Origin of the sequence: Clostridioides sp. GD02367 (genome assembly GCF_045900275.1) — a bacterium.
In the GTDB taxonomy this organism is placed as follows: Bacteria; Bacillota; Clostridia; order Peptostreptococcales; family Peptostreptococcaceae; genus Clostridioides; species Clostridioides difficile_A.
Genome location: NZ_JBJODK010000009.1, coordinates 39840 through 65595 on the forward strand (window position 1 = coordinate 39840; position 25756 = coordinate 65595).

Here is a 25756-nt window from a genome sequence, read left to right on the forward strand (position 1 = left end):
TATCCTCTGCACTGGAATGTTAGGAAAATTATAACGTATTAAAGATAGCTATACAATAAACTATTTATATATAATGTCTTATAGAATATAGAGTTAATATTCCTAGCAATTTATAATATCTTTTTAAAGTAACTTGCTTTATGGTTTGCATATTGAAAACATTGTATATAGTATTCAAATATGCTTATGCAATTTAATAAATATTACTTTGGGGCTTGAAAAGAGCATTGTAGGACAAGCCACAATATATGCTAGATGATATCATGTTAACTATAAATATAAAATAAACTTATTGGAGGAAATGAAATGTCAAGAATAACAGATATTACTGTGGTCGAACAGAGTGCATATTATGCTTTAGTAATAAAGAAAACAATTAACTTCATGGTTGAATTTCAAGAGTTTTCTGCTGAAGGATATGCCAAAATCATGGACTATATAAAAAGTAAAAATACTTTTGTAGCAGGAGCACCTATTGTCTGCTTTCACAATATGGACTTAGAAAACTTAAATATTGAAATAGGCTTTCCTACTGCAACTAAGATGGAAGGCGTAGATGATATTCAGGGTATAGAAATACCTGCACAAAAGATAGTTACTGCAATTGACCAAGGTGATTATATTTTGCAAGACCCTACATTAGAAGAATTGTTTGCATGGGTACAGAGTAGCCCCTATGAAATGCTTGGAGAAATTTATTATCAATACTTAAATACACCAAATCGCCCAACAAATGAACTATTGACTAAAATGATGTTGCCTATTCGTTAATATGAAGTATCAAAAATAAAACATGAAAATTTAAAACAGGAGTTGAACTTAAAATTTGATTGGAAAAAATCAATTTCGAGACAACTCCTGTTTTTTTGGTATAATATAATTTATAAGGCAGAAAAAGAGGTGAAGGAATGCTAAAGTATTGTTCAGTTGGAAGTGGCAGTAGTGGAAACTGCCATTATATAGGGTATAAAAATACTAATATACTAGTAGATGCAGGGTTAAGTGGAAAGAGAATAACTACAGGTCTTAAAGACATTGATGTAGATGCAGATAAATTAAAAGGAATATTTATAACACATGAACATGTTGACCACATAAAAGGGGCAGGTATATTATCAAGAAAGTTTGATATACCAATATTTGCTAATATAAAGACATGGTGTTCTATGAAGGATAAGTTAGGAGATGTCAAAGATAAAAATATGAAAGTTTTTGAAAATGATAAAACTTATTCACTAGGAGATATTATAGTGAGACCTTTTTCAATAGAACATGATGCATCTGACCCAGTTGGATATAATTTCTATACAGAGAGTGATGAAAAGATATCTATAGCTACTGATATAGGATGTATAACTCAAAATATAAAAAAACATCTATATAAATCTAAGTTAGTAGTATTAGAATCAAATTATGACCCTAATATGCTTATGATGGGTTCATATACATATGCTTTAAAGAAAAGAGTAATGTCAAACACTGGACATTTATCTAATGAAGATGCTGCTAATTTCTGTGTTGAGCTGATTAATGAAGGTACAGAATCTATATTATTAGCTCACTTAAGTAAAGAAAATAATTTTCCAGAATTGGCATATGAGACTTCAAAAGGAGTATTAGCATCAAATGATATAGTAGTTGGACAAGATGTGAAGCTAGATGTACTATCACGAAATGATGTTTCTAATGTTTATGAAATGAAGTAGAGGTGAATAACTTTGCTAAAAAGAAATTTCGAAAATGTTGAAGATAATAAAATTTTATATTCTATAAAGCAAGGAATGATTTTAGCCATACCTGCTATTATGACTGGCTCAACTGCTCTTGTCATTTTAAATCTTCCAATAAGGGCGTATCAAGAATGTTTATCAAATTTATTTAATGGAGAAATCACAAAGATTCTTAACTTTATAAATGGCTCTACTTTAGGAATAATTTCATTAATAATATTATTAACAATAAGTTATAGTTATGGGAAAATATATGGGAGCAAGTATACAGTACTTGTTCCTATAGTTGCAATGTGCTCTTTTTTAGTGTTTTCAAGTGGCAATGAACTTAATTATATAGAAGTATTTAACACAAAGTGGCTATTTACGGCTATTATTGTCGCTATGACATCATCTGTATTGTTTGTAAAACTTACAGAATCTTTTGTCACAAGTGTAAAGTTTCATACAGAGGGAGCAGATGCAGACTTTAATATGGTAGTCTCAGCTATAGTTCCATTTATAATTGTAGTATTTTTATTTTCTATTTTTAGAGTAATAATGATAAGTTTAATTGGTAGTTCAAACTTTCAAGATATATTTTACGATTTATTTTCAAATGTATTTAGCAAAATGGGAAGAAATCTCATGAGTGCCTTATTATTTATTTTCTTGATGCATTTTATGTGGTTTTTTGGAATTCATGGGAGTAATGTTCTAGATACAGTTGCAAAAAGTTTATTTGAAAATAGTATGGCAATTAATATCAATTTAGTTAATAATAATCAATTGCCAACAGAAATCTTTACTAAGACTTTTTTTGATACAATGGTCTTGTTGGGTGGATGCGGTTCTTTGCTATGTCTAGTAATTGCGATTTTTCTTAGTGAAAAACGTATAAATGTAAGAAAGCTAGCCAAAATTGCTTCCATACCAGCTCTTTTTAATATAAATGAGATGTTAGTTTTCGGAATACCAATTGTTTTTAACCATATTATGTTTGTACCTTTTGTAATTACGCCTATAATCTTGACTATTACAAGTTATATAGCTATGTCTATAGGGTTTGTTCCATGTACAGTTTCTCCTGTAGAATGGACATCGCCTATATTTTTAAGTGGTTATATGGCTACAGGCTCTATAAGAGGAAGTATGTTACAATTGTTTAATCTATGTATTGGGGTTATGATTTATATACCATTTATAAAGATGTCGCAAAATAGATATACATATATGTTTAAAAATAATATAGAAAACTTAACAAATTTAGTAAAAAGGTATGAGTTAACAGGTGAACAGCCAAATCTTTTAAATTACAGTGGTAAAATAGGGTCAATTTCAAAAATGTTAGCTTCAGATTTAAAGTTCGCCATGAAAAGAGGAGAGATAGAACTTTTTTATCAACCTCAAGTCAATTATAATGGAATTGTTGTAGGAGCAGAAGGATTACTTAGATGGAAACATTCAATAGGAGGATTCATTTATCCACCATTAGTTATAATTTTGGCTAAAGAAGAAGGGTTCTTAGATGAGCTTGGAGAGTATATTATTGATAAAGCATGTATTGACTTAAAGAAGAGTGAGAAGTTATTGAGAAATCCTGTTAAATTCTCTGTAAATATATCTCCAGACCAACTTGATGACCCTAAATTACCAGAGCAAATAAAAAATATCATTAATAGGAATGATATAAATCCTAATATGTTAGGTATAGAAATTACAGAACAGGTTGCATTATCAGGTTCGCAAATAATTATAGAACGTATCAATGCGATACATAACTTGGGAATAAAGCTAATTATGGATGATTTTGGTATGGGTCATAGCTCACTCATATATCTTCAAAATAATAATTTTGATATAGTTAAATTGGATGGTTCGTTAGTTAAAGAGATACTTACAAATAAAAGAAGTAGTGAAATTATAATGTCTATTGTAAATCTTTCAAAAAATTTGGAGTTTGACATAGTTGTTGAATATGTTGAAAATTTGAGTCAAAGAGATAAGCTATATGGATTAGGATGTGAGATATATCAAGGATATTATTATAGCAAAGCTGTAACTTTTGAAGAGTTTATAGAGTATGCAAATCAAGAAAGAGTGAGATAATTTTATAAGAGTTTATAGATTATATTAGGATATAAATGTGTAGCAAAATTAAGTTTAGGAGAAACATATGAATATAAGTATAGTTGTGGTAGGTAAAATTAAAGAGAAATATTTAAAATTAGGTATTGATGAGTTTAAAAAAAGACTTTCTAAGTACTGTAAGTTGGAAATTATAGAGTTGGACGATGAGAAAGCTCCAGAAAATTTGAGTGCTAAGGAAATGGAAATTATAAAAGATAAAGAAGGTAAGAAAATTTTAGGGAAGATAAAGCACAATAGTTATGTTATAGCTTTAGCCATTGATGGAAAGAATTTGTCTTCTGAGGAGCTTGCTAAGACTATGAGTGATTTAGCAGTTAGAGGTAATAGTAGTCTCTGTTTTATAATTGGAGGTTCTCTAGGGCTTTCTGATGAAGTCCTAGGAAGAGCTGATTATAGGTTATCTTTTTCTAGGATGACTTTTCCTCATCAGATGATGAGGTTGATATTGTTAGAGCAGATTTATAGAGCATATAGGATAAATAATGGAGAACCGTATCACAAGTAAGTGATATAACAGAATCAATAAAGTAAGGTAGATAAGGTAATGAATACCTAATCTACCTTACTTTATTAAATTGATGTATAAGCGCCATCCCACACTATTCTTTTATAATTTTCAGGATCAGTATCACCCTCTGTACTTATAACAAGTATTTTTGAATCTTTATTTATGTTTAGCTTATCAGCTATTTCTTTTAATCCATCTTCCTCTAAAATCAAACTTAAAATCCCTAAACCTACCGCACCAGATTCTCCAGATACAACCTTAGGGTCTCCCTTTAGTGGGTTAGCAAGTATTCTCATTGCTCTTGCAGCTACATAATCAGGGCAAGAAATATACATATCAGAATAATCTCTTAAAATATTCCAACCTATAGTGTTAGGTTCACCACAATTAAGCCCTGCCATTATAGTTTCCATAAAACCTGTAACAGCATGTGGTTTTTGGTCATTTATTTCTGCTGATTTAAATATACATGCTGCTTCATTTGGTTCAACTATAGTAGTTATTGGTCTATTATTGCCAAATACATATTCTAGATATCCTTGTACAGTTCCAGCAAAAGAGCCAACCCCCGCCTGAAGGAATACATGAGTAGGCATTCCATTATCTAAAGAATTTATTTGCTCTATAGCTTCATCGATAAGAGTAACATATCCTTGCATAATCCAAGTTGGAATTTCTTCATAACCATCCCAAGCAGTATCTTGTATTATAACACCATTATTTTCATCAGCATATTTAGTAGCTAATCTTACTGCATCATCATAATTTAAGTCTGTTATAGATGCTTCTGCACCTTCTTTTCTAATATTATTTAATCTTATCTCAGAAGACCCTTTTGGCATAAATACTACTGATTTTTGTCCAATTTGATTTGCAAACCAAGCAATCCCTCTTCCATGATTTCCATCAGTGGCTGTTACAAAAGTTAAGTCTCCAAGCCTTTCTTTTATATTTTTACTATTTAGCATTTCAAAAGAAAGATTAGAAATATCCATATTTAATTTTTTTGCTATATATTTTCCAACCGCATATGAACCACCAAGACTTTTAAATGCATTAAGTCCAAATCTATATGACTCATCTTTTAGCCAGATATTACTAATACCTAATTCATTAGCTAATTCACTTAAACTGTGAAGAGGAGTTACTTTATACTCTGAAAAGCTTTTATGGAAGTTTCTAATTTTTTCTATTTGTTCTTTGTTAATAAAGTCTACACTTACTTTAGATTTGTGTAAATTTCTTGCCTTTTCATTTTGTATATATTTGATATCTTTTATATTTCTCATAGTTTTTATCTCCTAAAATTATTTATTATTTATTTCTTAATTATAATTATATTGACTAATTAGCAAAAAATATATAATAATATAGGCAATAAATATCGTTATATTATCAAGTTGTGTATGATTAAAAAAAATCGAAATTAGCAAAAGGAGACTAGATTTGTGAAGGATAATATTGTTACTAATAAAAATAAAAAAGAAGTAACACAACAAGGTTCATTTGAATTTCCAATTACAGTCTATAAGACTAAAATAAGTGAAAATATTTTGGGGTATATTGATTGGCACTGGCATGAAGAGTTACAATTTTGTATTGTAACAAAAGGTAATATTAATTTTAATGTTGATGGAGATTCAATAATTTTATCTGAAGGAGAAGGGATATTCATAAATGCAAGGCAATTACATCAGGCAAAAAATTATAAAGGAAGTGATTGCTCTTATATAAGTGTAGTTTTTAATTCAGACTTTATATCTAGCTTTGCAGGAAGTCTCATAAATATAAAATATATACAACCTTATATAGATAATTCTAGAATTAATTATTGTATTTTGAAAAATGATATTGACTGGAAATCGGTTATACTAAACAATATCTTTAAAATTTATGAAGAGTATAATAAAAAGGAAATGGGATTTGAATTACATATATTTATATTATTAATAGAAGTATGGAATATTTTAATAAAATCTTATTTTGTATCATTTCCTAATGATAATGCTAGAAATAATAGTTTGCATATAAGAAATATAATTGGCTATATATGTGACCATTATATGGAGAAAATCGAACTTAATGATTTAGCAAAAGAAGTTAATTTATCTAAAAGTACTTGTTGTCGTGAATTTAAAAAATATATGAATTGCACTATTTTTGAATATATTATTAATTACCGCTTGGTAGCTAGCTCAAATTTATTAATTTCAACTAATGATTCGATTTCAGATATAGCTTATCAGTGTGGATTTGGTAGTACTAGTTATTTTATTGAAAAATTTAAAATGAAAACAGGAGTATCGCCGTCTATTTATAGAAGACAAAAGACCAGTTTTTAATAAGATATTATTTTTATATAGAATAAAGTTTAAAAAATAAAGAATAAAAAATAGCATTAACCATGAAAAATGGCTAATGCTATTTTTATAATCAATATTAATTAATTTTATATTATAGAAATAAATTTTTCTAATGCTGGGTTTGTATTGTTTTTATTCCATACAACTACAACTTCAATTCTATTCTGTACTTCCTTTATAGGAACAATTGAAATATCATGTTCTATCATATTACCTACAGCACAAAATGAAGGTAATATGGATACACCCATATTAGAGGCTACTAGAGATTCAATAGTATTGAGATTATTTGAACGTTGTACCACATTAGGTACAAATCCTGCTTCACGATATCTATCTTGTATCATAGATTTTTGACCATATTCATCTCCTGTCTCCTTTACAAAAATAAATTTCTCATGTTGTAACTCAATTAAATCGATACACTCTTTATTATAAAGAGGATGTCCAGGAGGTAAAAGGGCAACTAAAGAATATCTTGCTACAGTTTTATATTCAAAACCTTTTAATGGCTGATTTTCTGGGTTAATAACAAAAGCAAGGTCCATAAAATTATTTTTCACTAAGTTTAAAAGCTCAGTCATCTCGTTAGTACAGAGTTCCATAGATATGTTAGGGTATGTATGAGAAAATTCTTTTAAATATTGCTGAAGTTTGTTTTTTTCATATCCGATTAAAATTCCAATGCTTAATGTTCCAAAAAAACCATTTGCAAACTTTTGTGTTTTTGCAATAGCATCATTGATATTTTTTATTATAGTGCGTGCCTCAGATAAAAAAACTTTTCCGGCTGGAGTTAGCTCAACGTGTCGTTTGCTTCTTGTAAACAGAGTTACATGTATCTGTTCTTCTAAGGCTTTAATTTGTTGTGTAACAGCAGTTTGAGAAATATAAAATTTTTCTGCTGTTTTGGTAAAACTTAAATTTTCTGCTACAGATATAAAATATTCCAATTGTTTAGTATTCAAAGAATCACCCCTTTTTAAACTTATCTTGCTTGTAAACATTAGTTATATAATTAAAACTTATTATAGTATAAGGAAACTTACTTTTAAATAATATTAGAAAATATTTGTATAAAAATATATGTTTAAATGTGCATTTACATTAAATTTTATAAATTTATTAATAAGAATAACTTATATATTCCCATAAAAACGATATTGGATTTGACTGAGTTTATCCCATAAAATGAAAGTATATCAATTGATAATAACCTAGATAAGAAAGGAGAAAAAATGGAAGATAAATTTTATGCAAAAGGTGAAGGTAATAACGGGCATATCAAAAACCTTGAAGTTTGTTCCTTTAACAACTTAGATGGAACTTGTGGAATGTTTCAAATGGCGCTTTATAAAAGAGACGAGAAATATTATTTATATGGGTGTTGTTTCGGGGGAAGTAAAAAGAATGGAGTAATGATTAGTGACATTACAAATCCTTATAATCCAGAATTTATTAAACACTTTCAAGTGTTAGATCCAAAAGAATATCCTACAACAACAACTCCAAAAATTCAAATAGCAGATGATTTAATGATAGTAGCCATGAGTTGTGGAAGTGGTCCAGGAGCACTTGTTGACCAAGCTAAATTAGAAAGTATTAAGTGTGAAGCAGGAATTAGAATATATAGTTTAAAAGAGGACCCTCTAAATCCTAAGTTTTTAGGATATTGGGATTGTGGATTAAAGCATGTAATGGGTGTTCATAGATTTATGTATAATGGTGGAAGATATGTACACTTATCAAGTGACTGTGTTGGATTTGAAGGAATGATTTATAGAATTATAGATATAATAGACCCAACTAATCCAGTAGAAATAGGTAAGTGGTGGAGACCAGACCAATATGCAGATGGATATCCAAATAGAACATTTGATCCAGGAGCGCCTCATTGTCCAGAATTTATGGATAAAGGATGGCTTCATGGACCTCCATTTGTAAGAAATAAAAAAGCCTATTGTGGTTATGGAGGAGCCGGTTTAGTTGTGTTAGATGTTGAGGATTTAACAAGACCAAGATGTTTGGGCGAATTACCATTTATGCCTGCGTTTTCTAGCAGACTTGCAGGAGCAAGAACGCATACAGCACTACCATTACCAGGAAGGGATTTGGTTGTTGTTCAAAACGAAGGAGAACGTTTTCAGTTTTTTAAACCAGAGAATATTACAGATGTCCAAGCTATGAATAATATACATATGGTTGATGTTAGCAATCCAACAAAACCGACATTAATTGCTCAGTTTCCATATCCTGAAGTACCAAAAGATTTTCCTTATCCTAATTTTAATGTTGCAGGGCTAGGAAAACCAGGACCATTTGGACCACATAACCTTCACGAACCAATGGATAATAAGCCATGGTTAGAGCAAAGAGAAGATAGAGTGTATTGCTGTTATTTCCATGCAGGTTTAAGAGTTTACGATGTATCAGACCCATATTATATCAAAGAATTAGCATATTTTATACCACCAAATCCAAATAAAGCACCAGAAGAGTCTTATTTCCCAGGATTCCCTGGACCACGTTTAGCAGTAACAGAAGATATTATTGTTGATGATAGAGGATACATCATTATAGATGCTCTAGATGATGGGTTCTATATATTAAAAATGAAAGAAGATTAATAAACACTAAAGAGGGAGAGTTAAATATGAAAATATTAGGTATTTCTTTTGGAACGAAAAATGGAAATAATGACACAATGTGTAAAGTAGCACTTAAAGGAGCTCAAGAAGTTGGAGCTGAAGTAGAATTTATTCAAATGTCATCTCTTAATATTAAACATTGCACTGGGTGTTGTGCATGTGTTAAGACTTTATTATCTGGAAAAGGTAGTATGTGTATACTAAAAGATGACTTTGAATGGTTACTTGATAAAATAAAAGACGCAGATGGGATAGTATTCTCAGACCCAATATTCGAAGAAGGAGCATCAGGATTATTTCATACTATAATGGACCGTTTTGGGCCAAGAGTAGACAAGGGAAATAATATTATAGGAACAAAAGTTGCAGAAGCTACGGGGGGAAAAATTCCAGACCCAAGAATACTTAAAGATAAAGTAGTATCATTTATGGGAATAGGTGGTTCAGACTGGGGGACAAGAGTTCAATGTGAACATGCTATGTTAGCCCTAATACCAATGTGGAAAGTGATAGATAATGCTTGGTTTCCATGGGCAAAGGAACTAGTCATGAATGATGAAAAACTTGCTCAAGTTAGTCAAATAGGGATAAATATAGTTGAAGCAGCAAAAGATTTCGAAAAAGCTTCATACCAAGGAGAAGAAGGAGTCTGTCCGCATTGCCATAATAGGCTATTCTACCTTGAACCAGGTACTAAAAAGTCAATATGTGCTCTATGTGGCATAGTTGGAGAATTAGATACAACAAGTGGAAAAACTATATTTAGTTTTCCAAAAGAGCAATTAGGACATGCTCATGACACTTTACCAGGTAAGTTTATACATGGTGATGATATTAAAAGAATGGAAGGTCATTATGCAGAAGTTCGTAAAACAACAGAATTTAAAGAAAGAAAAGTAGCTTATAATTTTATAGAACCATTGATTAAAGAAAAGCAAGTTGAAGTTTCATTAGGAGAATAATTGAAATATAAAGGTTCTTTTTAAGGAGTGTTATAGGAGGCCTGTTATATGAAAAAGAAATCAAGTTTTAGACAAATTGTATTTGTTAATACAGTAAGAAGTATCCCTATAGTCTTTATAAGGTCAGTTGTAGCACTAATAATGCCACTATACTTAATTTATTTTGTAGTATCTACGATTGTAAATCCAGTAGCAACTAGGTTGGTAGAGATAAGGCAATCTAGAGAATATGCTAATTACAATATGGAAAATGGATAGAAAGAAAAAAGAAATATTAACACTGTCCATAGGGATTGCTTTATTACCTCCTTTATGGGCAGTGTTAGCACCTTACATAGGGATAAAGACTGGAGCTGTAGCATTAATTTGTGCAGGATTATATGTAACCAATGGCAATAAACAAAAAGATGGATTAAAAATAATGTTTGGTTTTTGGTGTGGAGATTTGTGGGCAGTATTGGCAATTTTAATTATGGAACATATAAACTTCAATCAAAACCTAGAATTATTTTTAACACTTAGTATATTAGGATTTTTTGCAGTTATAATCGCATCTTTATTTGAAAAAATACTTTTCTTACCATCATGGCTTTGTGGCTGGGCTATAGGTCTAACTATTATGACAGGTGAAAATATTATTAATTTACAAGATATTTGTATTCAAATTGCTGTAGCTATGGCAGTAGGAGTATGGTACGTGGGTGCAGGTGTAGATTTGTTTACAATATATATTTTGAGTAAAGATAGGAAAAAGGGAAATTGAAAGCATGTGAATATACTTTGATTATAGGAGAATGGCTATGGGTTTTGAATTTAAAATAATGAGAAGTTTAATATATGTAGGACTTGCCAAGGAAGAATATAGACCTAAGCTAATGGACTGGTTATATCGTCACCATATTCCAGATAGTATTAGCACTTTTGGACCATATTGTACTAAATATGCCTTTTATCAAGCATATCCTACACCAAATGAAGGTGAGCGTTTTGGTGCACGTAAGATGCAACTAACAGAACATTATTGGCTTGTAGATGAACATATGCCTGAGATGGCAAATAGAATTATGACAGAATATATGCCTATGGATGTTCTACGTTGGCAAGGGTGTATACCAGATGTAGAAAATAAAAGGGTTCATGAAAATGCAGAAAGTGGAGATGCAGGACGTGCAGTAGGTGGAGATAATGGATGTCCACCATTTATATTTGCTTTTGTTCCAATAAACTGGGAAGAAGACTTTAGAGGAAAAGGACGTACTGTACAAGATGGACCAAACTATCGTTGGCAATTTATGATTAAGTATCCAGATGGTATTTCTAAAGAAGAAGGAGAAAAATGGTTTTATGATGAGATAGTTCCATACTTTACAAACTGTTGCTATGTTAATCGCTTTGTAAGCAGTAAAATCATGATTAACTATGGAGCAACTGCATTTGACCGTGTAGTAGAACTATGGTTTGAAGGAGAAGAAGAGTGGTATAAAGCTGTAGTTGAAGATGCAAAATCATTTATTAAAAAACCAGCATGGGCACAAGAAGAGGAGTTTCCATATCTAAAGCCACAATTCAATATCGCATCAGTATTTTTAGGTGATATAGCAACGATGGATGCATATTCACAGTATCGTGGATATATTCCAATGAGATAAAAATTATAAGATATTTATTAAAAAGTGTTTATGGTGTATTTAAAGATTAAGACATTCCTTTTATGATAGAGAGTTGAAATAATAAAACTGCTATCATAAAGGGAATATTTTTATGTCTACAAAATACCAAAAGATTGTGAATACTATGTTTACTCAGGTATGCCTAGATTTATATTAGTAGAATTTTTACAAAGAAAAACTCAATAATATTGTATTCACTTTTTATGGTAAAATATAAAGAAATTTTAAAATAACATCTAAGGAGGAGTAAATATGATTTTATTGGTAGTTGATACACAAAAACTAATAACAAACGAAAAGTTATATAATTTTAATAGTTTTGTAGCAAATGTAAAAAGCTTAATTGATATAGCTAGAAAAAGTAACATAGAAGTAATATATGTACGCCATGATGATGGGACTGAAAATGAGTTGACTAAGAGTAAAGATGGCTTTGAGATATATGAAAAATTTAAACCATACAATAAAGAAAAAATATTTGATAAAAAAGTAAACAGTGCTTTTAAGGAAACGGGTCTATTAGAATACTTAACAAATAAGGGTGAAAAAGATATAATTGTTGTTGGACTTCAAACAGATTATTGTATTGATGCAACTATAAAATGTGGATTTGAGCATGGTTTTAATATGATAGTTCCAGCTTATTCAAATACAACTGTTGATAATTTATTTATGTCAGCAGAACAATCATATAAATACTACAATGAATTCATATGGAATGGGAGATACGCAGAATGCATTTCACTGGACGAAACACTTAAAAGAATGAAACAAATATAGACTATTTATAATAAAGAAAATTTAACCTACTTGGTTTTAAAATATTAAAGTCATAAGAGGTATAAGTTACTGAATCTTGTATTTAGATAAATTAATTTCAGAAAAATGATACTAGAGTACAAATTAATAAACAAATCTAATGTATTAGAATGGTACAAGTAAAATAAGGCACATCAATTTTATTTTAAATTAATGTGCTTTTTTAGGTGGAACAATTTATTAAAAGTTAATATGATTTTTATTATTTAAATCACTTTTCTTGTGTTTCTTTACTAAAGAAACCTTTTTTATTTATAAAATCTACAATTGTACTACAGTATCTATTTTAGATAAGTATAATTTTTGTCTCAATCTAAAACAAAAGTTATACTTAAATGAAATTGAAAACAATAAAATTCTCCAATAAAATAAATATTGTGGAGGTGATGAAAGAATCCAATGATAATATGAAGACTAATCTTAATAAGAAAGTAGGGATTAATGGTAGTGGACAAAGAAATTGTATCGATTCTCCAGATTTTATTAAATAGCACATTGATTACAACTAATGGATTACAAGAGGAATCTAATTCTTCAAAAAGACAAATTACTTATAGAATAAATAAAATCAATGACATGCTTAAAGTAAAAAAAGTACCACTTATATGTTTAAGAGCTGATAAAGATATTATCGTTAGAAAAGAAACCAAAAAAGCAATTAAAGAAATTCTAGAAAAAAATTATTCTAAGAATACTTATTACTTTAGTAAAGAAGAAAGACTTTTATATATGTACCTAATGCTTTTTATTAATATGGAAGATATCTCAATTAACCATTTTACAAACTCTATAAAAGTGAGCAGGTCTACTGTAAATCTTGATTTTAAAGATTTAATACCAAATCTTGAAAAAAAGGGTATTGAAATCAAGAATAATCGTATAAGTGGCTATTATTTAGTTGGAAATGAGATGGAAATTAGGAGAGTACTTATTAAGAATATTATAGAAACTTTGTCTAATGAGAAAAGTTCAAGAGTATTTGATATTTTTATAGAAGAATATAATCTAGATAAATTTGAAGAAGCCAAAAAGATTATATTAAAGCTTATAAAAAGATATGAAATTAATTTTGTTGAGGATAGATTAATAGAATTTATTTATATATTTATCTTTCTAAAGGCAAGAATGTGTTCAACTAGAATAGTTACTCAAGAAAATATAGATATCCCTAGTATCGCAGTTATGAGTTCAATGAAGGAATATAAATTTGCTAAGGAATTGTTAGAAGTATATGAAAGTGAAGAAAATATAAGACCTCATAATATAATGTATATTAGTGCTTGGATTTTAGGTATATCAGTAGGAAATTATGAAGAAGACACAGAAGATAAGGTTGTAATTTCAGAAATTGTAAATAAAATGATGACAAGATTTGGGTATTTAAGTGGGGTTTATTATATAAGTCAAGAAAAGATATTTAAACAATTATATTCTCATTTTAGACCAGCCTATTACAGACTTTTATTTAAATTACCTATTTATAATCCAATTTGTGAAAAGGTAAAAGAAGAATATAAATTAGTCTATAGAATTGTAAGTAATGCAATGAAAGAATTCTGTGGCTTATTTGGAGAAGAAATTCAAGAAGAGGAGTTAGCGTACTTAACAATGCACTTTGCAACTCTTTTCTCAAATAAAAAAGAGTTTGATGATTTTAGAAAAAGAATAGCATTAATAGTTTGTTCAAATGGTGTTGGGAGTTCAGCTATTTTACATGCAGAACTTACAAACTTATTTCCTGACTTACATTTTATACCAATGTCAGAATCGGTTGGATTAGAAAATATCAGTGAACCTGTAGACATTGTATTTACTACTAATTATAACACAGAAGGTTTAAAGACAGATGTGCCAGTGATTAAAGTAAGTCCTGTTATGACCACAAAAGAAAAGTATAAGATTACACGTGAAGTGTATATTCAATTGGGAGATATTTTCTTAAGACAACCTAAAATAGATGAGGTTATGAATATAATAAAAAAATATGCAAAAGTAACTTCTGAAAGTATGCTTTCAAGTGAGTTATTAGCTTATTTTGCACAAATAGAGAATTTTACATCCAAGGAAGGAGAGGGGCCTATGCTAAGTGAGATTACTAGTGAAACACTAATAAAATTAAAGGTAAAAGCTAAGAACTGGGAGGATGCTATTAGACAATCAGCTTCTGCCTTAGTAGAAAACAATAAAGTAACTGAGGGATATGTAGATGCAATGATTGACTCAGCAAAGGTATCTGGGCCATACATAGTAATTACAAAACATGTAGCACTTCCTCATGCTAGACCAGAAGCTGGGTCAAAAGAAATTGCGATAGGTATTGCTACTTTAGATAGCCCTATTGAGTTTGGAAATGATGAAAATGACCCAGTAAAATATGTATTTTGTTTAAGTGCAGTAGATAATAATAGTCATTTACGTGCTATGTCTGAACTGGTTGAATTATTGGAGCAAGATGAATTCTTTAGAGCGTTAGATACTGCTAAAGAAGGCAAAGAAATTATTGATTTTATAAAAAAACACGAATTATAAAGGAGGATTTAATTATGTATAAAATTTTAATCGCATGTAGAGCAGGAGTTGGCTCAAGTTTAATGTTAAAAATAAAGACTCAACAAATCATTAAAGAAAATAACTTTCCAATCGAAGTAGAACATGGTTCATTAGATTCATTAAATGGATTCAATGGAGATGCTGTAGAAACATTAATTGATGTTGCTGAAGAATTAGAAAAGAAGAATTTAAGATTTGATATAATTGGAATTCGTAATATTGTTGACCGCAACGAAATCAAGACAGCGCTAGAAAAATTTCTTGCTTCAAAAGAGGAATAAATTTAAGAAAATAGGGAGGAATGTTTATGGAGTTTATTATTAGTTTGTTGAGTACACCTGCTGTTTTGCTTGGTGTAGTTGCATGTATAGGACTGATTCTTCAAAAGAAATCAGCAGTGGAAGTATTTACTGGGTCTTCAAAAACACTTATTGGTTTTCTAATATTTGGTATTGGTGCATCTGCTATGACTGGCGCACTTCAGAATTTCAATAAATTGTTCCAGCAGGGGTTTGGAATTACTGGTGTTATAGCTTCACCAGAAGCAGCTACAGCACTTGCACAAAGTACATACGGTTTTGCAGTTTCATGTACATTAATTCTTGGATTCATACTAAATTTAGTATTTGCACGTATTACAAGGTTCAAGAATATTTTCTTTACAACAGGTCATAGTTTATTTTTTTCTTGTGTATTAGTTTTAATTATGAAAGCACATGGATTCGATAATACAATCACTATTTTAATAGGTGGAGTTATTTTAGGATTTATGTCTGCTGCACTACCTCAATTCTGTCAGCCATTTATGCGTGAGTTAACAGGTGGGGATGAACAAGCCATTGGTCACTTCAATATGATTGGTTATGGTTTATCAGGATATATTGGACGTTTATTTTCAAAACATAAAGATGATACAACAGAAACTATAGAATTTCCTAAGTGGTTATCAATATTTAGAGACTTTTTAATGGGTCTATCTATAGTTATGCTAATCTTATTTTATATTGCAACCTTAAAAGCTGGGAAGGCCTTTACTCAAGAAATTGCTGGTTCAACACATTGGTTAGTATTTCCACTTATAGAAGCATTTACATTTGTGGCTGGGATGTCAATACTGATGTCAGGTGTTCGTATGTTCTTAGCTGAAATAACTGCCGCATTTGTAATTATTTCAGAAAAATATATCCCAGGTTCACGTCCTGCACTGGATGTTCCAACAGTCTTCCCATATGCACCAAATGCAGTTATTATTGGATTTATTTCAGCATATGCTGCTGGTCTATTAGCAATTGCTATTATGGCATCATTTCCTAGTATATTCCCTGTAGTAATTATTCCAGCTGCTCATATATGTTTTTTTTCAGGTGGTACAGCTGCAATATTTGGTAATACCTCAGGAGGATGGAGAGGAGCTATTGCAGGGTCATTTGTTGTAGGATTATTACTTGCATTTTTACCAGTGATATTATATCCAGTTTATGGGACTCTTGGTATAGAGGGCGCAACTTTCCCAAACATTGATTATAACGTAGTTGGTTCAATATTACATAATATTTTACAATTTATAAAGCCTATCTAGTCTAAATCAATGATATAAAAGTCATAGGTATGGTTGATATAATTTAAAGGAGGGCAAGTCTATTATGAAAAATACACTATCTGCATTTCTAGACACTCTATCTACTGAAGTATCAGAGTTTATTTCATCAATAGATGAAATATCTATAAATAAAGCATGTGATTTAATTTTTGAAGTTGAAAAGAATCATGGACGTGTACATGTGACTGGTATTGGTAAACCAGGACATGTATCAGGGTATATTTCTTCATTACTTTCATCTACTGGAACACCAGCATATATATTACATGGTACAGAAGCAGTACATGGTTCAAGTGGTCAAGTAGTAGCTGGGGACGTTGTTATTGCAATATCAAATAGTGGAGAGACTCAAGAATTAAAAGCAACTATTGAGACACTAAAAGTAAATGGAGCAAAGATAATTGGTGTAAGTGGTAATACTAATTCATTCTTAAAGGATGTTTCTGATATATTTTTATTTGCAGGTGTTAAACATGAAGGTGATTGTCTTAATAAGGCTCCTCGTGCTTCAATTCTTGCGGAAACTATAGTATTACAGTCATTAAGTGTTGCATTACAATATGCTAAAGGACTTGATGTACAACAGTATTTGAAGTGGCATCCAGGAGGAAGCCTTGGAAAGTCTATTAGAGAGGAAATGTAATTTTATGAAATATAAAGGTATTATATGCGCAATGATAACACCTTTTGATGAAAACCAAAATATAAATCCACAAGCAACATGTGAGTTAATTGACTATCTAATAGATAAGGGAGTTTATGGATTATTTATTTTGGGAACTAATGGTGAATGTCATGTACTAACAGATGATGAAAAGGTTGAATTTGCAAAAATTGTTATCAATCATACTAATAATCGTGTACCTGTTTTTGTTGGGACAGGTGGTAACTCAACCCGTGAAGTTATAACTTTGTCCAAAAGAATGGAAGAAATAGGTGCAAGTGCATTATCAATTATCACTCCATATTTTGTGACACCAACACAACAGGAATTAATTTTACATTATAAGTCTATTGCTGATTCAGTTAATTTGCCTATTATGATGTATAATATGCCAGGTAAGACAGGGATTAATATTGAACCTGACTCAGTGCGTGAATTATCAAAGATAAAGAATATTGTTGGCATTAAGGATAGTAGTGGTAGACTTGACAACATGAAAGCTTATATTGAAGCAACTGAGGGTGAGGATTTTAGTATATTTTCAGGTTCAGATTCACTTATTCTTGATAGTTTGAAGGCTGGTGGGAAAGGTGCTGTTGCTGCAACAGCAAATTTCCTCACAGAGATTGATATTGCTATTTATGAAAACTTTATGAATGGGGATTTAGAAAAAGCTCAAGAAGCTCAAAATAGTATTGAAGAACTTCGCCGTATTCTAAAGCTTGGAACAATTCCATCTGTTATAAAAAAAACTGTTGTCTTGAATGGAATTAATGTTGGAACTGCACGACTTCCTGTAACTGAACCAACTGGAGAATCTCTTGAAGAAATTAAGCAAGTGGTCGAAAATTATAGAGAAATGCTTAATAAACATAGTTAGAATAGACAATATAACGAGAAGAATCAGATTTGTATGTGAATAATATATGCTTTATTAAAAGCAATTTAACTTAATGGAGGCTTAATGGAGAAGTAAAATGTTTTGATGAATATAGAGGTGATGATATGAAAAAGATGAATATAATCAAAAGAATGGCAGAATGTGGGGCTCTTGCGATTGTAAGAGAAGAAACACTTAATCGTGCATGTGAAATTGCTGAAGGGTGTATAAAAGGTGGAATAACAAATATAGAAATGAGCTATACTTTAAATAATGCTGGAGAAATAATTCAAGGGCTTAATAAAAAATATGGTGAATCTCTTTGTGTTGGGGCAGGAACCGTTTTGGATAGTGAAACAGCTCGTCATGCTATCTTACATGGAGCTCAATTTATCATTGCACCAAATTATAATGAAGATGTAGCAAAAACTTGTAATAGGTATCAGATTCCTTATGCTCCAGGATGTACATCATTGACTGAGGCAGTAGAGGCTCTGAGTTTAGGAGCAGCTTTTATCAAGGCCTTTCCAATATCAGATTTTTATGGACCTAAGCTAGTAAAGGTATTTAAGACACCAATACCTGATATGCCAGTTTTAGCGAGTGGTGGAATTAATCTGGATAATTTACATGTATGGTTGGAAAATGGTGTTGATGTATGCGGTTTTGGTAGTCTATTAACTAAAGGTAATATTGGGGATATTGCTAAAAACGCTAAAAAGATTCGTGAAATAATTAAAAATATAAGAGAAGTTTAATGTTGTGGCTGTATCATAGTAGTTTATAATTATTATGATACAGCTTATTTAGTATTTTTTATATTTTAATCCAAATTATAAATAAAATCAGTAATGCAACTATTAGTTAACAAAGTGCAACTATAGGAGGATTGTGAATTAGCCAATATATAAATATAATTAAGTTGAGATGAGGTGATAATATTGAACTTTGGAGAAAATTTAAAGAGACTAAGAAAAGAAAGAAATTTATCACAAGAACAACTTTCTGAAATGCTAAATGTATCTAGGCAAGCTATATCAAAATGGGAATCTAATAAAACATATCCAGATATAGAGAATTTAATTTTGTTAAGAAATATATTTAATATAGCTTTAGATGATTTGTTATTTGATGAAAATAAAGATAAAATTGAAGATGTTATTAAATCAAGTAAATTACCTACAAATAGTACAAATTATGATGAAGATGAGTTAGAAGATGAACTGTCAGATAATTTCATGATAGGTGGTTTTATAATAGGAATATCAATAGGATTTATTACAGATAATTTTATGTGGGGGATAGCGGGTAGTTTTATAGGTATGGGAGTTGGTTATTTATTGAGATATATAAATAAAAGGGATACGACAAACTAAATTTAGAATAAAGTGTATTATGGTGAGTGCAAGATATACATAAGTATGTATCCAATTATAATCAGTAATCAAATTAAAAATAATAGTAAGATTAAGAATTTAAATCATAAGCAAAAGAGTTGTTTGTAAATATAAGTATAATATGATATCATATAGGCTCAAAAGAAATTTTATATAGGAAAAAATTAAAAATAACAAGTGGAGGACATATGAATATGGAAAATTTACCAAATTGCCCGAAATGTAATTCAGAATATACTTATGAAGATGGAACTCTTTTAGTGTGTCCAGAATGCTCTCATGAATGGGCTTTAAAATTAGGAGAAGAAGAAGGTTCAAACATTATTAAAGATATAAATGGAAATGTATTAAATGATGGAGATTCTGTTACAGTAATCAGAGACCTTAAAGTAAAAGGGAGTTCATCATCTATAAAGATTGGAACAAAAGTAAAAAATATACGTTTAGTACACGACCCATCAGATGGGCATGATATAGAATGTAAAATAGATGGATTTGGAGCTATGAAGCTGAAGTCTTCTGTAGTTAAAAAAGCGTAAAATCATAAAAAATCACTTTATTATATAATTTTATAGTACATTATAAACCATAAGAATTTATTGAGGAATTAAAGTTTATTTATCCTTATATTTTCTTGTGGTTTTATTAATATGTAATTTTAACAAGTTTATTTAGACAAATAAGAAACCTATGTATACTATTGGAATAACTGACACATTAAATTATAATTAAGAATAAGAAATGTTACATAAGAGGCTTAAGTGTAATTTATTTACAATATTAGCTTATTAAAAAACTATACTGAGAAGGAGAAGTGATATGATAAATATACATAAAAATATATATAATAATAAATTATTTGATGAGTTAAAAATTGATTGTGAGAAGTGTTTTGGACTTTGTTGTTTAGCTCTCTATTTTTCTGCCTCAGATGGATTTCCCACTGATAAGGAATCAGGAAAGCCATGTATTAATTTGCAATCAGATTTTAAATGTTCTGTACATAATAATCTTATAAAGCGAGGTTTTAGAGGTTGTACTGCATATGATTGTTTTGGTTCAGGTCAGAAAGTAGCGCAAATAACATATAAAGGTAGAGACTGGATGCAATCATCAGAATTAGCAAATCAAATGTCTGAAGTGTTTTTAATCATGCGACAATTACATGAAATGCTATGGTATCTTAAAGAAGCATCTGTATTAGACATATCAGATAAAATAAAAACAAAAATTGATTCAATAATTGAAGAAACTGAAAAGATAACCATTATGACTCCAGAACAGCTAATTGATTTAGATATAACATCACATAGAGTAAAGGTCAATTCATTATTATCTCAAGCTGGTGAGTCTGTAATGGAAAAAGTCAAATCTTTTCTTAAAACATCTAATCTTAAAAGCAAGAAAAAATTGAGTAAAAGTATAGACTTAATAGGAGCAGACCTTAGAAAAACAAATTTAATTGGAGCAGATTTAAAAGGAAGATTAATGATAGCAGCAAACTTAAAATATACAGATTTAAGTGGAGCAAATTTAATAGGAGCAGACTTAAGAGATTGCGATATTAGAGGAGCTAATCTTAAAAATAGTGTGTTTTTAACACAATTGCAAGTTAATACTGCAAAAGGCGATTCTAATACAAAATTACCAGCTTCACTAGTACATCCTAAACACTGGAACAAATAATTAAATTAATACATGATTTTACAAAATATGAACTTTTTTGACTCTACTTCATACTATATATTAGAGATTCTTTAGAAGAATTTCTTAATATATAATAGGAGAGATATAAAAATGAGTTATCAAAATTATAAATGTGAAAGAGATTATGTATATGATGATTATAAATATAATGAATGTAATAAGTGTTATAATGATTATGAAGAAATGACACATGTTCATGAATATTCACAGAGTGTTAAGTTAGCAGAAGAGTGTGATGATAGACATAATCATCGTGCAGCAGGAGTTACTGGTGAAGTTATACCAATAAATGGTGGAACAAATCATGTTCATAAAATAAATGATAATGTAGACTTCCTTGACCATTTTCATAAAATATGTGTTACAACAGGTCCAGCTATTAAGATACCAGGAACTAATAAACACGTTCATTTAGTATGTGGAAATACTACTGTTAATGATGGTCACTGTCATAAATTTCTTTTTACTACTCAAATAGAAGCCCCTTTAGTATAACTAATGGAAATTATTGTAGTAAACTTGTTAGGTTTTAGTATATAAATGATAAAAATGTAATGGGTAATATTTAAATTTAATTAGGGCTATGATATTAATATTCATAGCTCTTTCTAAATTTATATAAATAAACTAGACAAAATTAAAAATTATATAGAATAGAAAGGAAGTATTTATGAACTCTGAAATGATTTTTGAAATGAAGAAAATAAATTCAAGTGAATATAAGGAAATATTGCAAGTCTGGGAATCGTCAGTAAGAGCAACACATGATTTTTTAAAGGAGAAAGATATTGAATCTCTAATACCATTAGTTAAAATAGGACTTAGAGAAGTAGAAAATATAGTTGTTGTGAAAGATAATGATATGATAAAAGCCTTCATGGGAATAGAAAAAGACAAAATCGAGATGCTATTTATAAAAGATGAATATAGAGGATATGGTATTGGAAAAAAGCTAATGACATATGCTATAGATAAATATAATATAAAATATGTTGATGTAAATGAGCAAAATAAAAAAGCAGTAGGATTTTATACTCATTTAGGATTTAAGGAATTTGATAGGTCTGAAATAGATGGGCAGGGTAATCCATTTCCAATATTACATATGAAATTAATTTAATATATATATGTTTAAATGAAGAATAAAACATATAGGAAATATAATTTTTCTATTATCAGCTTACATAAAATTATTAATTTTAAAAAAATAATATATATTTATAAGATTTACAGGATAAAATACAATAAAAAGACTAAGGGGACACCATGAATAAGAAGATTTTAGATACTTTTGTAAAATTAATAAAATATAACTGGAGTACATTAATTACATTTGAACTACTTCACAAAGGGCTGGCTCTGATAATTATATTACCATCAATTAAATTTGTATTGAGTAGTTCTATGAAAAGTGCAAATATAGTCTATTTAAGTACTGATAATATAGGAGAAATATTAACCAATCCTATATCAATATTACTAGCTATACTTTCAGTTGTGATATTAACATTTTACATGTTTTTTGAATTTACTTCAGTAATTATATGTTTTGAGAAATCAAGAATTTCTGAAAAAATTACGTTATATAAACTTGTTGAAATGTCTTTAAAAAAATCTATAAAAATATTGTATCCTAAAAATCTATTGTTATTTATATTTGTGCTATTAATAGTTCCACTTACAAACATAGCCTTAACTTCAGGATTTATTGGAAAGATAAAGCTCCCAGAGTATATATTAGAGTATATAAATTCTAATATAGTTCTAAATATAATTTATATGTTTTTAATATTAATATTATATATATCAGTTATTAGATGGATTTTTAGTATACATGAAATAACTTTAAACACAGATAGTTTTAAAGAAGCGAGGGATAAAAGTATTAGCCTTACAAAAGGAAAATCAATAAGACTAATTCTTTATTCATTAGGGATATCCATAATAGTCAGTATTATAGGATATATAATATACCATAGTATTGTTATATTGATAGGAATATGGACAAAAAATTATACTGAGGCAACTTTTTTGAAAGATATATTTATTAATAGGTGTATATTGTTCAATGACTATGCTACATTTATTTCATCAATAGCTATATTTATAATTAGTACAGGATTTATTTCTGCATTTTATTATGAATATAATGATATTAGAATTTATAAAAAGAAATCTGATAAACAAAAAAAATCAGTAACTCAGCTATTAAAAATAACTCTAAAAGTATCCATAATTTTATTTATCCTACATAGTGAATCTATAGCATACTCTTTAAATAATGATATTTTATTTAACTCTTCATTTTTTTATAATACAACAGCAACTGCTCATAGAGTTTCTTCATTAATTGCTCCAGAAAATACACTGGCTGCGTTTAAAGAAACTTTTGTAACTCAAGCTGAGTATGCTGAAATTGATGTGCAAGAAACTAAGGATGGAGAACTGATTTTATTTCATGATTCTAACTTTGAGAGAGTAACTGGTATAAATAAAAATGTTTGGGAAGTAAATTATGATGAAGTTAAGAACTATGATGCTGGTAGTCACTTTAGTTCAAACTTTGCAGGTGAAAAAATACCAACTCTTGATGATGCGATGAAATATTCGAAAGGAAAAATAAAACTTCTAATAGAAATAAAACTTAATGGTCATGAAAAAACCAATGTAGAAAAAAGGGTTTTGGAATTGATTAAATCAAATAGATTAGAGAATCAATGTGTTGTAGCATCTATGGATAAAGATGTATTAAAAAATATAAAAAAATTAAATCCAGATATAATAACATGTTACTTGACAGCAGTTGCATACGGAAATTTTTATAACTGGGATTATGTTGATATATATGGAATAGAATCTACATTTATAACTGAAAATGTTGTGGATAATATACACCAAAACGGAAAGCAAGTTTTTGTGTGGACTATTAATAATAGTAAACTAATGAAAAAAATGATTAATTTAAATGTAGATAGCATAATTACTGATAATCCATTTTTATTGGATGATGTAATTTATTGGCAACAAAATGGATTTGTCAATAGGGTGGCTTATTACTTGTTTGGTGATGATTCTGATGAGACTATAATTGAAGAAGGTTAGATTATAAAAAAATATATTGACATTGACGCTACGTAATTCTATATACTCTATTTTGAAGGAGATGATAAAGATGAATATCATAGAAATTCGCTCAGATAAAGTATATAAGAAGATAATGAATGCACCAGTAAACAAAAAAGAAGATATATATAGATATGAACTTATGAAGCCTTTTGAATTCAAATGGAAATGTATAGATGTTCCAATGGTTGCCAAACAAGAAGGTGGATATGATGTAATTATGGCAAGTGAAATGATGGGGGTTTTATCACCTAAGAATATTAATGAAAATCAAATAAATAATATAAATGCAATATCTGATGATAAACTTTGGAACACTTGTAAAGAAACTATAGAAAATTCTATGAACTCATTTATAAGAGAAGGATACGATTTAAATATTAAGGACTATAAATATTCAATATTGTTGGCTAATCCAAATAGTCCTTATACAATTTTAAGTGATGGATGTTGGGGTGATGGTGGGATACCTGGATATATGTTCATATCACTGGTTCCTAATGAATACACGATTGATAGATTACAAGTAGCACTAGCACATGAATGTAATCACAATATTAGATTCCAGTTTATAGACTGGAGTAATAATATAACACTAGAAGAGATGATGATAAATGAGGGTCTTGCAGAGAATTTTGCAACATGGATGTTTGGTGAGGATATGGTGGGGCCTTGGGTTAGTAAAACGGATATCCAAACATTAGACACATATATAAAACCAATAATAAAAAATGCTTTAAAAGAGACTGGATTTCAAAACATCACATCCTATCTATATGGTGATGATATAGCCAAAATGCAAGGATACTTTCCAGTTGGTTTACCTTACTGTGCAGGATATGCTTGTGGATATTATATGATTAAATATTATTTAGAGAAAACAAATAAATCAATAGTCGAAGCTACTTTGTTGCCTTATACTGAGATAATAGAAGGGATGAAAGAGTTTTGGAAATAAATATTATAGTTGCATAATTTGAAAAAAATTATGCAATTTTTCTATTT

26 protein-coding genes are annotated in these 25756 nt (G+C 29.3%); 24 read left to right on the forward strand and 2 right to left on the reverse strand.

The window, feature by feature from the left end; all coding sequences use genetic code 11:
• Positions 1-306 precede the first annotated feature (306 nt).
• From Q3223_RS12945 to rlmH, 4 genes are all read left to right on the forward strand, one after another.
• On the forward strand, positions 307-771 hold the full coding sequence (locus tag Q3223_RS12945; RefSeq protein WP_054272069.1) for a GyrI-like domain-containing protein: 465 nt from the start codon (positions 307-309) through the stop codon (positions 769-771).
• Positions 772-908: 137 nt separating this feature from the next.
• Complete coding sequence (locus Q3223_RS12950) at positions 909-1706, forward strand: MBL fold metallo-hydrolase (protein WP_021386601.1); 798 nt, start codon at positions 909-911, stop codon at positions 1704-1706.
• Between the two features lie 12 nt (positions 1707-1718).
• Entirely contained in the window at positions 1719-3818 is a 2100-nt protein-coding gene (locus tag Q3223_RS12955; protein WP_054272068.1) for an EAL domain-containing protein, read from the forward strand.
• Positions 3819-3885: 67 nt separating this feature from the next.
• Positions 3886-4365 carry a 23S rRNA (pseudouridine(1915)-N(3))-methyltransferase RlmH gene (gene rlmH, locus Q3223_RS12960; protein WP_054272067.1) on the forward strand — a complete coding sequence of 160 codons (480 nt, stop codon included), beginning with the start codon at positions 3886-3888 and terminating at the stop codon, positions 4363-4365.
• Between the two features lie 65 nt (positions 4366-4430).
• Here the strand turns inward: rlmH and dpaL are convergent, their stop codons facing one another.
• Positions 4431-5648: a diaminopropionate ammonia-lyase gene (gene dpaL / locus Q3223_RS12965; RefSeq protein ID WP_407812090.1), complete on the reverse strand. Its 1218-nt coding sequence runs from the start codon at positions 5646-5648 to the stop codon at positions 4431-4433.
• Between the two features lie 168 nt (positions 5649-5816).
• Between dpaL and Q3223_RS12970 the strand changes: the two genes are divergently transcribed.
• Positions 5817-6710 (forward strand): AraC family transcriptional regulator, encoded by an 894-nt coding sequence (locus tag Q3223_RS12970; protein ID WP_074179473.1) that lies wholly within the window; start codon positions 5817-5819, stop codon positions 6708-6710.
• Positions 6711-6817: 107 nt separating this feature from the next.
• Here Q3223_RS12970 and Q3223_RS12975 read toward each other — a convergent pair whose 3' ends face one another.
• Positions 6818-7699, reverse strand: coding sequence for a LysR family transcriptional regulator (locus Q3223_RS12975; RefSeq protein WP_407812075.1), 882 nt, complete (start codon positions 7697-7699; stop codon positions 6818-6820).
• Between the two features lie 270 nt (positions 7700-7969).
• Between Q3223_RS12975 and Q3223_RS12980 the strand changes: the two genes are divergently transcribed.
• From Q3223_RS12980 to Q3223_RS13070, 19 genes are all read left to right on the forward strand, one after another.
• On the forward strand, positions 7970-9358 hold the full coding sequence (locus Q3223_RS12980; RefSeq protein ID WP_407812076.1) for an LVIVD repeat-containing protein: 1389 nt from the start codon (positions 7970-7972) through the stop codon (positions 9356-9358).
• 26 nt (positions 9359-9384) lie between these two features.
• Entirely contained in the window at positions 9385-10341 is a 957-nt protein-coding gene (locus tag Q3223_RS12985) for an NAD(P)H-dependent oxidoreductase (RefSeq protein WP_219674270.1), read from the forward strand.
• A gap of 48 nt (positions 10342-10389) precedes the next feature.
• Complete coding sequence (locus Q3223_RS12990) at positions 10390-10599, forward strand: hypothetical protein (RefSeq protein WP_219674269.1); 210 nt, start codon at positions 10390-10392, stop codon at positions 10597-10599.
• On the forward strand, positions 10592-11104 hold the full coding sequence (locus Q3223_RS12995; RefSeq protein ID WP_074179484.1) for a DUF1097 domain-containing protein: 513 nt from the start codon (positions 10592-10594) through the stop codon (positions 11102-11104). Before Q3223_RS12990 ends, Q3223_RS12995 begins: the two co-directional genes overlap by 8 nt.
• A gap of 31 nt (positions 11105-11135) precedes the next feature.
• Positions 11136-11990 carry an acetyl-CoA hydrolase gene (locus tag Q3223_RS13000; RefSeq protein WP_407812077.1) on the forward strand — a complete coding sequence of 285 codons (855 nt, stop codon included), beginning with the start codon at positions 11136-11138 and terminating at the stop codon, positions 11988-11990.
• 273 nt (positions 11991-12263) lie between these two features.
• Positions 12264-12791 carry a cysteine hydrolase family protein gene (locus Q3223_RS13005; protein WP_219674267.1) on the forward strand — a complete coding sequence of 176 codons (528 nt, stop codon included), beginning with the start codon at positions 12264-12266 and terminating at the stop codon, positions 12789-12791.
• 480 nt (positions 12792-13271) lie between these two features.
• Positions 13272-15359, forward strand: a complete 2088-nt coding sequence (locus Q3223_RS13010; protein WP_207713619.1) for a BglG family transcription antiterminator — start codon at positions 13272-13274, stop codon at positions 15357-15359.
• Positions 15360-15373: 14 nt separating this feature from the next.
• Positions 15374-15661: a PTS sugar transporter subunit IIB gene (locus tag Q3223_RS13015; RefSeq protein WP_054272057.1), complete on the forward strand. Its 288-nt coding sequence runs from the start codon at positions 15374-15376 to the stop codon at positions 15659-15661.
• Positions 15662-15687: 26 nt separating this feature from the next.
• A complete protein-coding gene (locus Q3223_RS13020; protein WP_054272056.1) occupies positions 15688-16959 on the forward strand; it encodes a PTS ascorbate transporter subunit IIC in 1272 nt (423 codons plus the stop codon).
• A gap of 64 nt (positions 16960-17023) precedes the next feature.
• Positions 17024-17623, forward strand: coding sequence for an SIS domain-containing protein (locus Q3223_RS13025; protein WP_054272055.1), 600 nt, complete (start codon positions 17024-17026; stop codon positions 17621-17623).
• Positions 17624-17627: 4 nt separating this feature from the next.
• Positions 17628-18524, forward strand: a complete 897-nt coding sequence (dapA, locus tag Q3223_RS13030; RefSeq protein WP_219674282.1) for a 4-hydroxy-tetrahydrodipicolinate synthase — start codon at positions 17628-17630, stop codon at positions 18522-18524.
• Between the two features lie 125 nt (positions 18525-18649).
• Complete coding sequence (locus tag Q3223_RS13035; RefSeq protein ID WP_219674266.1) at positions 18650-19282, forward strand: ketohydroxyglutarate aldolase; 633 nt, start codon at positions 18650-18652, stop codon at positions 19280-19282.
• Positions 19283-19465: 183 nt separating this feature from the next.
• Complete coding sequence (locus Q3223_RS13040; RefSeq protein WP_054272053.1) at positions 19466-19900, forward strand: helix-turn-helix domain-containing protein; 435 nt, start codon at positions 19466-19468, stop codon at positions 19898-19900.
• Positions 19901-20115: 215 nt separating this feature from the next.
• Positions 20116-20460, forward strand: coding sequence for a zinc ribbon domain-containing protein YjdM (locus Q3223_RS13045; protein ID WP_054272094.1), 345 nt, complete (start codon positions 20116-20118; stop codon positions 20458-20460).
• A 280-nt stretch (positions 20461-20740) separates the two neighbouring features.
• The gene (locus Q3223_RS13050; protein ID WP_074179489.1) at positions 20741-21607 is read left to right on the forward strand and encodes a pentapeptide repeat-containing protein; all 867 of its coding nucleotides are present in this window, start codon (positions 20741-20743) and stop codon (positions 21605-21607) included.
• Between the two features lie 111 nt (positions 21608-21718).
• Positions 21719-22123 carry a YmaF family protein gene (locus Q3223_RS13055; RefSeq protein ID WP_021386546.1) on the forward strand — a complete coding sequence of 135 codons (405 nt, stop codon included), beginning with the start codon at positions 21719-21721 and terminating at the stop codon, positions 22121-22123.
• 175 nt (positions 22124-22298) lie between these two features.
• Entirely contained in the window at positions 22299-22748 is a 450-nt protein-coding gene (locus tag Q3223_RS13060) for a GNAT family N-acetyltransferase (RefSeq protein ID WP_054272051.1), read from the forward strand.
• A 146-nt stretch (positions 22749-22894) separates the two neighbouring features.
• Entirely contained in the window at positions 22895-24730 is a 1836-nt protein-coding gene (locus Q3223_RS13065; RefSeq protein WP_074179491.1) for a glycerophosphodiester phosphodiesterase, read from the forward strand.
• 70 nt (positions 24731-24800) lie between these two features.
• Positions 24801-25709, forward strand: coding sequence for a DUF2268 domain-containing protein (locus Q3223_RS13070; RefSeq protein ID WP_054272049.1), 909 nt, complete (start codon positions 24801-24803; stop codon positions 25707-25709).
• Positions 25710-25756 lie beyond the last annotated feature (47 nt).